Source organism: Nostoc sp. PCC 9305 (genome assembly GCF_963920915.1).
Lineage (GTDB): Bacteria > Cyanobacteriota > Cyanobacteriia > Cyanobacteriales > Nostocaceae > Nostoc.
The window spans coordinates 1-13,841 of sequence record NZ_CAWUDN010000155.1; the positions used below are offsets into that span (position 1 = coordinate 1).

General features: G+C 43.1%; 8 protein-coding genes. 6 read left to right on the forward strand and 2 right to left on the reverse strand.

Annotated features, from left to right (window positions below):
* The first annotated feature begins 537 nt into the window (after positions 1 to 537).
* Complete coding sequence (locus ACM0OX_RS32900) at positions 538 to 1,515, forward strand: Rieske 2Fe-2S domain-containing protein (protein WP_414519145.1); 978 nt, start codon at positions 538 to 540, stop codon at positions 1,513 to 1,515.
* 191 nt (positions 1,516 to 1,706) lie between these two features.
* Here the strand turns inward: ACM0OX_RS32900 and ACM0OX_RS32905 are convergent, their stop codons facing one another.
* Complete coding sequence (locus ACM0OX_RS32905) at positions 1,707 to 2,462, reverse strand: TspO/MBR family protein (protein ID WP_414519146.1); 756 nt, start codon at positions 2,460 to 2,462, stop codon at positions 1,707 to 1,709.
* Positions 2,463 to 2,618: 156 nt separating this feature from the next.
* On the opposite strand from ACM0OX_RS32905, the gene ACM0OX_RS32910 reads away from it, so the two are divergent.
* Positions 2,619 to 3,236: a hypothetical protein gene (locus ACM0OX_RS32910; protein WP_414519147.1), complete on the forward strand. Its 618-nt coding sequence runs from the start codon at positions 2,619 to 2,621 to the stop codon at positions 3,234 to 3,236.
* A 285-nt stretch (positions 3,237 to 3,521) separates the two neighbouring features.
* Here the strand turns inward: ACM0OX_RS32910 and ACM0OX_RS32915 are convergent, their stop codons facing one another.
* Positions 3,522 to 4,289: a hypothetical protein gene (locus ACM0OX_RS32915; protein WP_414519148.1), complete on the reverse strand. Its 768-nt coding sequence runs from the start codon at positions 4,287 to 4,289 to the stop codon at positions 3,522 to 3,524.
* A 747-nt stretch (positions 4,290 to 5,036) separates the two neighbouring features.
* Between ACM0OX_RS32915 and ACM0OX_RS32920 the strand changes: the two genes are divergently transcribed.
* From ACM0OX_RS32920 to ACM0OX_RS32935, 4 genes are all read left to right on the forward strand, one after another.
* Positions 5,037 to 6,830: an amidase family protein gene (locus ACM0OX_RS32920; protein ID WP_414519149.1), complete on the forward strand. Its 1,794-nt coding sequence runs from the start codon at positions 5,037 to 5,039 to the stop codon at positions 6,828 to 6,830.
* Between the two features lie 164 nt (positions 6,831 to 6,994).
* Positions 6,995 to 8,839 carry a mechanosensitive ion channel family protein gene (locus tag ACM0OX_RS32925; RefSeq protein ID WP_414519150.1) on the forward strand — a complete coding sequence of 615 codons (1,845 nt, stop codon included), beginning with the start codon at positions 6,995 to 6,997 and terminating at the stop codon, positions 8,837 to 8,839.
* A gap of 212 nt (positions 8,840 to 9,051) precedes the next feature.
* A complete protein-coding gene (locus ACM0OX_RS32930; protein ID WP_414519151.1) occupies positions 9,052 to 9,348 on the forward strand; it encodes a Nif11-like leader peptide family RiPP precursor in 297 nt (98 codons plus the stop codon).
* A gap of 542 nt (positions 9,349 to 9,890) precedes the next feature.
* On the forward strand, positions 9,891 to 13,199 hold the full coding sequence (locus ACM0OX_RS32935; protein WP_414519152.1) for a type 2 lanthipeptide synthetase LanM family protein: 3,309 nt from the start codon (positions 9,891 to 9,893) through the stop codon (positions 13,197 to 13,199).
* The last annotated feature ends 642 nt before the right edge of the window (positions 13,200 to 13,841 follow it).

Below are 13,841 nucleotides of genomic sequence, written 5' to 3' on the forward strand. Positions count from 1 at the left end.
TAAGGAATCATCCTTCTATGTTATATTTTCTCTCTCGACAATTAATCCACCCTGCAATTTATCGGGGGGTTGGGGGGATCAAAAGGCTGTGGTGCAACTCTAGAAGACTTGTGTGTACACCGTAGCCGCTTGCGGGGAGGGGAGACAAAGCGTAGCTTTGGCGGGGGTGGGGTTCTTCCGGTTTAATAAGCAATCAAGCGGACATGATATGAGTTCGCCAAATCAACAAATGCATAGGCGTAGCCAGCACTTCTCTATGAGCTTGCTTCCCCGGAGGGGTACGACAAAGCTCAGTGACCACCGCAGACATCGCCATGATTGGAACTTCGTAAACAATGCCAAAAATTGAGCGCAAGTATCATGAGAGAGATAGAAACCAAATTTAGAGATGTGCGATCGCCACATCTCAAGGCGCTTTGAGTTTTTACATACATAGAGATCGTACATTTATCTGTTAACAAATCCTAAAAGTGCTTTGATAGTTTTTCCACAGGATGATTAAGATATAGGTATTTGACCTGACGGGTGTCGATACTCATGGTGCAAGACCAGATTTTGCTGAATGATTGGCATGTAATAGCGCGATCGCAAGACCTCCAACCTGGAACAGTTCTGCACAAGCGCTTATTAGGCTCAAATATAGTGCTTTGGCATAATGGCGACAAAGTTTTAGCTTGGCAAGACGTTTGCCCTCATCGTGGTGCTCGTCTTTCTCTAGGATATGTCCATAAAGAGACTCTTATTTGTCCTTACCACGGTTTAGCCTTTAATAGCGAGGGAAAATGTGTACTAGTTCCAGCTAATCCCGATCAATCGCCCCCCGCCCAAGCTTGTGTTAAAACTTACCAAGTTCAAGAGCGTTACGATCTGCTTTGGGTTTGTTTAGGGACACCAAAACAAGACATAGCTTCGTTTTCTGAGTGGTACGATCCGGTCTATCAGAAGATTTTTTGTGGCCCTTACTACTATCACTCTAGCCCTCTGCGGGTGCTGGAAAATTTCATCGATCCGGCACACTTCCCAATTTTGCATTCGGGATTATTTGCCCATGCCAGTCGTCCTGAGTTGACGCACTATGAATTAGAGTCTCTTCCAGATGGGATTAGTTTCAAATGTGGTTTGTGGGAACTAGATTTTAATTCCGGTAATCCTCAGTCAGCACCAATGATTTTCAACACTTACGATTACCGCATTTTTCGTCCGCTAGTCGCATACTTTAAACTTGGGCCTGGAGATCGTCGTTTAAATATCTTCTATACAATTACACCAGTCGATGAAGATGAGTGCGTGGTGCAATATTGGTTAATGGTAAACAGTGTCCGCGAACTAAAAGTGGAAGTGTATCTAGATATTCAAAATCAAGTTGCTAGTCAAGATATTGCCATTGTCGAGTCCCAGCAACCACGACGCTTACCTTTGGATTTGCAAGCAGAAGTACATTTACCGAGCGATCGCTATTCCATAGCATACCGAAAGTGGCTCAAACAACAGGGTGTTACTTTCGGTACTATTTAAAACTTGGCGATACTTCTCATTATGATTAAAAAAAGATTTAGATAAAATTGGTTTAGAAGCTAACTCCCTTAAAGATTTTCAAAAACGGTAGATTAGACCTGCCTTATTTTCAAGGCAGGTCTATTGTTAACTGCTCTACCGTTTTTTATGTATGTTGAATTGGCTTTCATCTCAAGGTTAATTTTGGATATTTATCGATCCATAGATGTTAGTTTTAAAGGATACAATGGCTCAGATCCATTTAATTGCCAAATTCTAAATACCAAAACAGCAGCTACAGTTAACCACACACAAGAAAATGATAAAGTCATTCCCGCTATAGGATTAGTTTGCCAATAAATTGCCGTCACCACTATAGCAGATAACCAAGGGCCTAAAATAACTACAGGTACAGCAGCACCTAATCTCCGTTCTACAGTAAAAATCGTATTCCAAGTATCCCCTAAAGCCAGATGTACCACAAACAAAATGAAAGGCAGCACTAAAAAATGGTGATTCACTTGCTGCCAAACCAATACAGAAGAAATTACCCGCAAAACAGCAATTATCATCCAAACTATGGGAAATACTAAAGGTGGAGGAGACCATCTTGGTCTGATTACCTGGTCATAGGTCTGACGAGAACGGGTATTATCTAAAAGGGAAAAAATTCGAGAACGGATACTTAATAGAGCAAAAAATAATCCAGTTAATAAGGTGCTAACCCAACTAGCAAAAGAAGAATTGTTATCAATCAACATTACTAATTTTTCCATTCCCAGTAACACAAGAAGCATGACCAATATTTGTAGGATAGTCCCTAGTGTATAGACTAAAACTGCTCTCATATCTAGTTCTTGTGTAGTAGCTATTGATGTGTTTAGAGACTGTTGTTTATTCCCCGGTTTTACCCCCATCACTGTATTAACAAACTGTTCAACTATTCCACTATTCTTGGATTTATTCATAATTAAGAGATGGCGCGTAGTTGGTAATTAGTAGTAATAAGTCATTATATGATATTCTAATAGTTAAAAATAATTTGATTAGGCTCTTTTAACATCAGAGTTTATAAGTTCCGAATCTAATGTACAGTCTCTCATAACTGATATTGAGGAAAAAACGTGGAATTTCAGAAGTTATTGTATATTTTTACTCTAGTAAATATTGCTACGTTGGCTCTAAGTGTACCTGTATTTGCTCAAATCGCGCAGACTCCCTTTAATTCTGCACAGTCAAATTGTCGTGCAACTAAAGTAAATACTCCAATTTTCAAAGAACCTTCAACATCATCCCATGCTATCAGAATATTGTCGGCAAAAACAAGGATTACTTTAGCATATATCCCAGTTAGCGGAGATAGATTTGTTAGAATTAAAGCTCCGGCTTCAGGGTTTATTCAAACTGCTGTGCTGAAATTTTGTCAGCCGAATAACAACGCTCAAAATGTATCGAGTAAACCTACTATTGGCAGTGTATGTCGGCAAATTGTACGACAGGAAACTATACGTCGCCAACCAAGTACAAAAGAACCTTTTATTACAACACTTTATCCAAATACAGTTGTGTTTGTGAACTTGGTTACAGGTAATATCGTTAAGTCATACAAATCTGAGAATTACATTTGGGTAGAAATCGATCTTTCTAGAAGTTTCCCTGGAGAATTATCTGGTAATGGTTGGATAGTCAATACTGACTTAGTAAATACTCCTGGATTAAGCAGTCTGGCTTATTGTAGTTAAATATACAGGCATAAATAAATTTATTGTTTGTAGTAAGGACTTTAGTCCCGATAATCCTTGCTCTGAGCGATAAATCGCTCACTACAAACTAGGAGTTTATTTTATATTTAATTCTGTCTACCTACTTAGTAGCTTATTTCGCTTAATATATCTACCTGGCATGAGTTTATCCTGACTGTCTAATCGGTATATTTAAGCTTATCGACTAAGAATTGTGTTAGGATTCAAGCTTTCAAATTTGTTTTATATACCAATCAGACAGTCAGATATTCTAAACCATTAATTTTAAGGTCTGTTGTCCACTTCTACCTTAATCTTCTGGCTAGGACAGCGCCAACTCGCACCACCAAGACCAACGTTTGTGCAACCTTGGCCTTGCATTGCATCCTCTGAGACATTCTCAGGCTTGTAGAATCGCCAACGACCTTGGTTATCTGGCCCTGACTCTGCTCTGAGTTGTTGTGTATAGACTTCATAACGAGAATCACGATTACGAGAATCACCATCCACTTCTACCTTAACTTTCTCACGAGGACAGCGCCAACTCGCACCAGCACCGCCAACGTTTGTGCAACCTTGGGCTTGCATTGCATCGTCTGAGACATTCTCAGGCTTGTAGAATCGCCAACGACCTCGGTTATCTGGCCCTGACTCTGCTCTGAGTTGCCGTGTAGAGGCTCCGTAACGATAATCGCGATTCCGAGAATCATCATCATCGTAGCGAGAATCACGACTACGGGAATCACCATCCGCTTCTACCCTAATCCTCTCGCGGGGACAGCGCCAATTTGCACCACTCGAACCACCAACACCAACGTTAGTACAACCTTGGGCTTGCATTGCATCGTCTGAGACATCGTTAGGCTTATAGAATCGCCAACGACCTTTATCATCCGGCCCTGACTCTGCTCTGAGTTGCCGTGTTTGTGATATCAGCAAAGGAGTAGTAGTGGGTTTAATTTTTTGTTGTGCAAAAACTGATGAATCTTCCGTAGTAATGGAAGCTATACTCAAGAGGATGCCACAAGCAGCAAAAGTCACTAATTGAGACAATCTACTTATCTTGGTAAAATGCAACATCAACATAAGTTACTCTGATTGTTGGAAATATTATCTGTCCTGCGGGCAAGGGATAAGACAGAGGGCAGAAGGGAAGAAAAAATTTTTAATGTATGCCTTTTTGCCTTGCCCAAATTTACTTTAATACCTGCACTAAATCAAATTATTTAGTGGTCTTCAATTACAGTGTGTTTGAATGCCTGTAATTACTTTTTATCTTCTGCTTTCTTCAAAAATTTAAATAATAATAGCAGGACAAGCCACATTTTAGTTGAATTTGTTTAAAAGTGTAAAGCAAAAAGCCGTAATAAACCGAAACTTTTTGACGGCACTCAGAGCAAACGCATCTAAATTACTCTCGATCGCAACGAAGGTTAAGAACCAACGAAAAAATCTTTCCTTTCGCGTTTGATTATTTTTTATGCCCCAAAGCGATGCCTGCGGCGGGCGGCGCCAACACCTAAAATTTTTCCAATCAGCAAAAGTTAATGACATTCATTAGTTTTAACTCTATTGAGAATATATTTTTCTTATTGACATGACGCGGCCGCCCTGACTCAGCACCGAGTATTGTAAATTTGTGTGCAGAAAAGCTTTAAGCTAATCAAAATATCATAGTCAAGCAGTTAGCTGTTATTTTTCTCTAAATCTCAACATTGAATAAACCATTTTCACTTCAAAAGTTTTGCACCGAGAACTAACCTAAACTCCAGTAAGAAAACTCTCCAAGATAACAAGTCTATGAAATTGAAAACCCTGAAATTTTTGATGCTCACAGCAATCTCTGCGATCGCCCTCAGTCTCGCCACCCATGCCTACTCTCAGACAGCCACCCCCACTCAAGGCTTTGTGGCAACGGTCGCTGAAGTCCGCAGCTATCCCACCAAATTTCCTGTCGCAGAACCCAACTACACAAGTAAGCGTGCGCGAGATTTCAGCCCCTTTACCAAGACTCTAGCCAACTTCTCTCCTGGGCGACGTCAGGCTCTAGACAAGCAATTATTAGAAGCCACCGTGCCGAAAATGCAGCAGCTCATGGCTAGCGGCGACCTCACTGCCACCGAGTTGGTAGTTTATTACCTCGATCGCATCCGATGCTACGACATCAACAAACTCAACTCGGTCATGGAACTGAATCCTGATGCCCTAGCGATCGCTCAAAAACTCGATGCTGAGAGAAAAGCTGGAAAAGTCCGGGGAGGTATGCACGGTATCCCTGTCTTACTTAAGGACAACATTGCTACAGGCGACAAAATGCATACTACGGCTGGAGCCTACGCCCTCAAAGACTGGCGAGCCAATCGCGATGCCCTCTTGGTACAACAATTGCGAAAAGCTGGAGCCGTTATTTTAGGTAAAGCTAACCTGTCTGAATGGGCAAATTACCTCGATCCCAGTATGCCTAGTGGCTTTAGTGCTTTAGGTGGACAGACTCGCAACCCTTATGGTGCTTTTGACCCACTCGGATCGAGTTCTGGATCGGCTGTGTCAGTTGCCGCAAATCTGACTGCTGTGAGTGTGGGTAGTGAAACCCAAGGGTCAGTGGTGCAACCCTCCAGAATCAATGATGTAGTTGGACTAAAAACCAGTTATGGGCTAGTCAGTGGCGATTATATAATTCCCCTAGTCGCATGGGCTGATGTCGCCGGACCAATAGGACGCACCGTAACCGATGTAGCAACTTTGCTTACTGCTATGGTGGGTACTCCTGTAGATGCCAAGCCCGATTTCACTAAGTTTCTCTCTCTAGAAGCCGCCCGCAAGCGTCGGGTTGGGGTAGCAACCTATGGTAAAGCTTTCGTGGAGGAAAAAATCAAGCAAGCTATTGAAAGCGATAGGGCACCGGGAAGCAAACAACCAACTGAAAACGAACTGGCCGAAGCTCGGCAGATTTTTAATCAAAGGTATGATGCTCAAAATAGGCAGTTCCAAGCTGCGATCGCTACCCTACGCAAACAAAAGATCGAGGTCGTAGAAATTGTCGCAACCAAATTACCAAAGGAAGACTTACAACTAACGCCCCCCGTTCTGGAATATAGCTTTAAGAATGACCTAAACCGCTTCTTAGCCCAAGCCAAGGGGATACCTGTAAAATCACTGGCAAAGATTATTGAGATCAACAAGGCTGACCCCACCAATCGGATTCCCTACGGGCAACGATATATTGAAGCATCGCAAAACACAGCTATCACAGATGAAGAAGGTGCTGCCACAAAAGCAACCCTAAAAACTACGGCGACCAATGCTTTAAATCAGCTATTTGAAACCAACAACATCAGTGTTCTGATTGTACCCACTAACGAGGTGTTTGCTCATGCTCCATCAGGCTTTCCTGCCTTGGACATACCCAGTGGATTTTCTCCAGTAGGAGAACCCCAAGGTATCAAACTGATAGGTCGCTACTTAGGAGAATCAGACATAATAGCGGTGGGCTATGCCTACGAACAAGCAACCCTTGCCCGTAAATCTCCTAACTTAAATGCTACTATTGCCACATTCAAAAATCTCAATCAGGCAGTGCCAAAGAAGTATTAGGTTCTGATATTCAGTTGGGCAATACCTGGATTTCTCACAAGTGAGAAATCCAAGGGGTGTGGGAGGTGTGGGAGTATGGGGAAGAAGTCTTACCCCCCACACTCCCCACACTCCTCTTCCCCTGAAGCCTACACTATGCGTGAGAAATCCGGCAATAGTTCTCTATGGTTATACTCTCGTTTAATCGCTTGCAGCGTCTAACAATTCGGTTTGTGCTAATCATTGTGGTGACGATCGCAATGGTGTTTGGCTGGGGTGCGATCGCCCACAGTCAACTGCCCTCGTCACCCACCGCCGCTTCTAACGATCCGCACAAACCGCCTAAAGGCGTCACCCGTCTCGGTGAATATGAAATTGCCAACGTGAATTCACCACTAGACAAAAACCTTTTGTTTAAGGTTGTCTCTCCCACTGTTTTTAATCGCAACGAACCGCCAGAGGGAAGTCTTCCTGTGGAAGTACGTGCTGAAGAAATTACGCAACGGCTGATGCGAGCGCTCGATAGAGCTGACAAAGCCAAACAAACTCCCATAATTTCTGTTGCCACCCTGAATAACCGCCTAATCCTCCAGCTCAATGACGATCAAACGACCCGTTCTTTAAGGCTGGTGACAGTGACAGAGCCAGATGCTGACTACTATGGGAAAACACTGGAGGAATTAGCCCAGGAGTGGCAAAAAATATTACAAGCAGAAGTGGAACGCATCGAGCGACTCTTCTCACCTAAGGTATTGTCTCAACGGGTTGGGCAGGCACTACAAATCAGCATCGGCTTGGTGTTGGGCAGTGTTGTGTTATGGTTCCTGCGGCGAACTTTAATTCGCAAACAAACGATATTGCAAGCTCGTTATCAAGAGCATATAGCTGAGGCAAAACAGGCTGCGGTCAAACGCTCTCAGGCAGAAACATCGGCCAATATTCAGGCAATCGACACCAGCGAACCAGAGGCACACACCATCGCCCACCAGCGATCGCAATTTCTAGAAATCATCCAGCGACAGTTCACTCTCAAGCGCCAACTGGGGATCTATTCTTTTCTCACCTTGCTACTGTTTTGGGCGTTTATTCTCGTATGGTACATCGGGATTGTGGTAATCATGTCTCGCGTCCCCTACCTGATGAAATGGTGGAGTGACGCTTTAGCCCGTCCCCTAGCGCTGCTGATTATTTGGTTTTTCATCAGTGTTGTCATTCGTATTGGCAAAAGCTTAATTGACTACATCACCGATGTCTGGACAACCCATCCCTCTCTCCCTTTGAGTGAAACTCAACGGATTGCCCTGCGATCTGCAACAGTTTCCGGGGCACTAAAAGGATTAATCACTTTTGTTTTCATTACCTTCGGTATCTTGAGGACTCTAGACATTTTTAATGTACCCACTAGTTCAATTTTGGCAGGGGGTGCTGTCATCGGTATTGCAATTTCCCTTGGTTCCCAAAGTTTGATGAAAGATTTGGTCAATGGTTGCTTAATTTTGATGGAGGATCAATTTGCTGTGGGAGATGTGATTGAGATTGGAAATAAAAGCGGACTGGTGGAAAATCTCAACCTGCGCGTGACTCAACTACGCAATGGCGAAGGTCAGTTAATTACCATTCCTAATAGCAATATCACTGATGTCAACAACTTAACCCGCCTTTGGTCGCGGGTAGACTTTTCTATTGTGGTGGCCTATGAAAACGACCCGAAGTATGTTTTAGAAATTCTCAGGCAAGTATCCCAGCAATTGTATAACGAACCAGAATGGCGCGATCGCTTACCAGAATTGCCTGAAGTGCTAGGCATTGATGACCTCTCCCATGCAGGTATGTTAGTCCGCGTCTGGATTAAAACGGCACCGATGGAACAATGGTATGTGGGGCGAGAGTTCCGTCTACGGGTGCGGCTAGCCTTTGAAGCAAACAATATCCAGATCGGCAGACCGCAACGGATCAGTTACAACACTGATTTGGATGGCTCTATAGCAAGGGATGCATTCATTGACTCTAAACGAGAGGATCTACAGTAAAACTCTGGACAATCAATTGTGAGGCAGAAATACATCGCGCATTTCGATGGATATCGATGTCATTCCCGAATTAATCTGTGCGGAAAAATTTTTCTACAATCGTAACTATTTCCCCTAGTTCTCCCCTATTTCTTTCTAAATTCAAATCAGAAAAGCAGAGAACACGCCCCAAACAAGCGTGCAATCTCTGCCGTATAAATAAGTCAATAAAAATGGAGAACAAACCTATGCTACACCAAATTAAAGAATTGCTGCAAAACGCACAATTACAACAACAAGTAAAAGCAGCAGTTAACCAAGCAGAAGCTATCAAAGTGATAGCGATTGCGAGTGCAGAGAAAGGTTATAACTTTACAGTTGAAGCCATTTCTCAAATGCTGGCAGAACTAACATTTGTGGATTCCAATGAACTGAGTGAAGAAGAATTACTCAGTGTTAGTGGTGGAATGATGGCTGATAGTGCGCCTAAGCTATGTCATACAGAAGGCTGCGGTGGCGGACACTGCTAAAAAATTATGTAGCTTCTCTTTCTCTTTGGTCTTGTAGCTTCCAAAGTTAGGTTGTTTTTCTAAAAGAGCTTTTTAGATCCAACTGTTCCAATATTTTAATTTGGATAACTTCCATACTTGTTACTGAGGTTTAACACAGAAAGAGATGCCGCATAACAGTTCCCTCTTTACTTTTTTAATCAAGAAAAAGAGGGAATTTAATTAGCAATTACTATCACCAACTCTGAAAAAATACAATTATGCTTTTACAAATTCAAGGCTGACTCCAAAATAGCCAACTACGCGAGAATATGCCGACATAATTAAATATAAAATAAACTCCTAGTTTGTAGTAAGCGATTTATCGCTCAGAGCAAGGATGATCGGGACTAAAGTAAAGTCCTTACTACAAATTTTCAATTTATTTATGCCTAGATACTTACCTAATTAGTACTTAATTTAAAACTTATTTCAGACAAACGCTATTGTTCTTAATGCCAATTATTAAAACGTAAACCAGAATTGATACTTACCTTTTAACTCCCATCATGAGAAATCCAGCTATGGTTCAACAAATCGTTCGCTTATCCCAACAGGAAACATCAGACGATTTAAGAGCGATCGCAGCCAATGCTAGCTTTATTTGGGAACGCCTTGATGAAAGCAGATTTGCAATTAATGGCGATCGAGTCAATGAACAAGAAATTAACCGTCGGCGCGATCGCTGGTGCGAAGTTGCAGCAGAAGGTAAATGGGATAAGTTGCACAAACGCTTAGAGTGGGAAGGGCTAGACCTCGATATTGTTAGTTCCAGATTGGGAACTATCGAGTTACTTGCCGATCGACCTTTGCCGGAGTGGGCAGAAACCTTGCAGCAAATCATCCAAACCGCTACAGGATTCAATTCTGCAACCGAATTATTTCTACCAATCGATTCACAAAATCCGATCGCCTTTGAAGATATCCTTTTGCCTGCTATCTTGGTAGCCAGACAGCAATTACTGACTCGCTGCGACAGTCAATTCACCCAAGATTGTCTTCCCTTATCGATTCTTTCCCACGACGCTTACAGTTCTCTAGAACGTGGTCTGCTAAAACGATTAGCAGGAATTTGCACTAAGACATTAGATTTTGAATTTTCTCAGGTGCGTCCCTTTGGTCAAAGCTTGCTCGGCTTACTGGGACTGGAAACACAAAACAATAACACTCACTACACCAAGTTTGTCAATCAACTCCTAGAAGATGGAATGCTGACCTTTTTCCAGAAGTATCCCGTTCTCGGTCGGTTGGTGGCAACAGTAGTCAATTTTTGGGTTGAGTTCACTGCTGAATTTCTCCAACGTTTAGTTGCAGATAGGACAGATATTCAACGAACTTTTAATCAAGCGATCGCTCCATTTTCTCAAAACAAAGTTGTTGAAATTCAAACCTCCCTTTCCGATCCACATAAGTGCGGACGAACGGTGATTCTGCTCACCTTTGAGTCTGGACTTAAACTTGTTTATAAACCAAAAGATTTAGGATTAGAAGTTGTCTTTAATCAATTTTTGGATTGGTGCAATCAACACAGCAATCTTTTAGATTTTAAAGTCATTCAAGTACTTGAACGCAACGGTTATGGTTGGGTAGAACATGTTGAACAGTTGCCTTGTATTGATGAAGCAGCTGCAAAACGATTCTATCAGCGTTCTGGGATGCTGTTGTGTGTGCTTTACGCTTTGCGGGGAACAGATTGCCATTACGAAAACTTAATTGCCAATGGCGAACATTTGGTGTTGATTGACATGGAAACGCTACTGCACCACGAACCGAACCTCATTGAAGACTCACCGCTTACCCAAGATTTAGAAACAACCGCCACACGACAATTTTGGGATTCCGTACTCCGCACCGGACTTTTACCGCGTTGGGACTTTAGTGGCGATCGCAGCGTCGCTTATGATATTAGCGGGTTAGGCAGCACAGATCCTCGACTATCTCCCCGTAAAGTGCCGCGCTGGCAGAACATTAATACAGATAATATGCATCTGTTGTCTGAGCCTGTAACCTTGCCAATTGGGAAAAATGTGCCGTTATTAGGTGAAGTTGTTCTGTCTCCAAACGATTATCAACTGCAAATCACCACTGGGTTTGAGCAGATGTATCGCTTTTTGATGGCGCACAAAGATTTCTTAATTTCACGCCAAAGTTTGCTATCTGCTATGCAAAATCAGCAGGTGCGCTTTATCTTCCGCAACACCCGCATTTATGGCATCATCCTTCAAAAAGCTTTGGCACCCGATTACCTCAAACACGGTGTAGATTACAGTATTCAACTCGATGTTCTCAGTCGTGCTTTTCTAGTTGCTCAAGATAAACCGAACGCCTTTCCTGTTTTGAGCGCGGAACTCCGAGCAATGGAACAATTGGATATTCCCTTCTTCACGGCTAGCGCTGTGGTTGATGAACTGAGTTTAAATGGTTCTTCTTCCATTCCCAACTACTTCAAGCAATCCAGTTACCAAGACCTGCTCAACCAGTTACAATCTCTAGATGAAACCGACTTAGCTCGACAAGTAGCGATTATTCAAGGCTCCTTCGATGCCAAAATTGCAACCACTTTCAGCCGCCAAGGTGGGCAATGGCAGGGCGAATCGTTACCGTTGCTGAATTCGGAACAATTGATTGCCGAAGCCAAAGAAATCGCCACTCAACTAGAAACCAGAGCCATTTCTGACCCTGATGGCAGCGTTAACTGGATTGGCTTAGACTTTATACCTCGCGCCGAACGATATCAACTGCAAGTATTAAACAATTCTCTTTGTGATGGACGCTCTGGAGTTGCTTTGTTTTTAGCTGCACTAAGTCAAGTAACTGGTGATTCCCGTTACCGTGATTTAGCATTGAGGACAGTGCAATCTCTGCGTCGCCAAATCCACACCGTTGAACCCGAAACTTGGGAACGCATGGCTCGTTTCATGGGCGTTGGGGGTGCAACAGGTTTAGGATCGATGATCTATAGCTTGGTGAAAATTAGTCAACTCCTCAACGATCCAACGCTCTTGCCAGACGCTCAAGTATTAGCCGAGTTGATGACACCAGAACTAATTGCTGCCGATGAACACTTGGATATTATGAGTGGAGCAGCAGGGGCAATTTTAGGGTTATTGTCCCTGCATCAAGCCACAGGAGAAGCAACCGTTTTAGAAAAAGCGATCGCCTGTGGACAACATTTAATCAACCGTCAAGTTAGCCACAACGGTGCGCCCAAAGCTTGGCATACTTATTGGGACAAGCCCTTAACTGGCTTCTCTCATGGAGCCGCAGGCATCTCCTATGCCTTGCTAAGACTTTATGCCGCCACCTTGGAGGGCAAATTCTTAGAAGCAGGTTTAGCAGGAATTGAGTATGAGCGTAGCGTCTTTTGCCAGTCCACTGCCAACTGGCCAGACTTCCGCAGAATGGGACAATCAGGGCAATCTGACTTTGCAAATAAGTGGTGTCATGGTGCAGCCGGCATTGGTTTAGGACGCTTAGGCAGTGTGAGAATTGTGGAAACGCCGGAAATTCAACAAGAAATTGAAATTGCTCTCCAAACTACTCAGAATTTTGGCTTACAAGCGATCGATCACTTGTGCTGTGGTAACTTCGGTAGGGCAGAAGTGCTGTTAGTCGGTGCAAAAATCTGTTCCCGTCCTGATTGGCATCAAATTGCTCACCAGAATGTAACAAATGTTGTGGCTAGAGCCAAGCGAACTGGAGCTTATCAACTGTTCCCCAACTTACCCAATTCTGTATTTAATCCTGGCTTTTTACCCGGTATATCTGGAATTGGTTATCAATTGCTGCGTTTGGCGAACAATAACTTGCCTTCAATATTATTGTGGGATTGAGCTTGTTGTTCGTACCCAAAAACAGCTTTTGACCACGCCCTATTAGCGTAAACTAATAGGGTCAGAACTAGCCGTATCAAGGTGTTGGTTGCTGATAAAAGCCCAAAAGCTAGTCATCTCAAAATTTTAACGTTCTGCTGGTTTCTGTGTGACTGAGGCAGTTGGATTTAGACTTGAAGTGATAGGACTGGAGGAAAGACTAGTGACGAGAGCAATTGGTCTAGAGTAAATTATTGCCCAAAAGGTTCTTACCTTATCAAAGGAACAACAGCAGCAAGTACTTGACTTTGTAGAATTTCTGCAATTGAAATCAGCAACAGTGGAGTTTGAGCACCATGATGGCACGCCAATGTCTGCTTTAGAAGCAGCAGGAGACTTAGTTGGCTGCGTGGATTCTGGGCCTGGGGATCTCTCGACAAACAAGGAGTACCTTAAAAGACCATTAACAGAATGAAGCAAGCGGTACTACTAGATACAGGCCCGAATGGCACTAAGATAAGCCCAAAGTCTTGTGTTGCCTCGTTCCCAGCCTGGAGGCTGGGAATGTATTACGAGAGGCTCTGCCTCTCATTAAGCCACCTACGGTATACACACATCTTTGTATAAAACCAAAATCGTTGAAGATCCCCCTAAATCCCCCGA

Coding starts and splice junctions, on each gene's coding strand:
- ACM0OX_RS32920 (WP_414519149.1), top strand. CDS start 5,037: ATGAAATTGAAAACCCTGAAATTTTTGATGCTCACAGCAATCTCTGCG.
- ACM0OX_RS32935 (WP_414519152.1), top strand. CDS start 9,891: ATGGTTCAACAAATCGTTCGCTTATCCCAACAGGAAACATCAGACGAT.
- ACM0OX_RS32925 (WP_414519150.1), top strand. CDS start 6,995: ATGGTTATACTCTCGTTTAATCGCTTGCAGCGTCTAACAATTCGGTTT.
- ACM0OX_RS32905 (WP_414519146.1), bottom strand. CDS start 2,462: ATGAATAAATCCAAGAATAGTGGAATAGTTGAACAGTTTGTTAATACA.
- ACM0OX_RS32930 (WP_414519151.1), top strand. CDS start 9,052: ATGGAGAACAAACCTATGCTACACCAAATTAAAGAATTGCTGCAAAAC.
- ACM0OX_RS32900 (WP_414519145.1), top strand. CDS start 538: ATGGTGCAAGACCAGATTTTGCTGAATGATTGGCATGTAATAGCGCGA.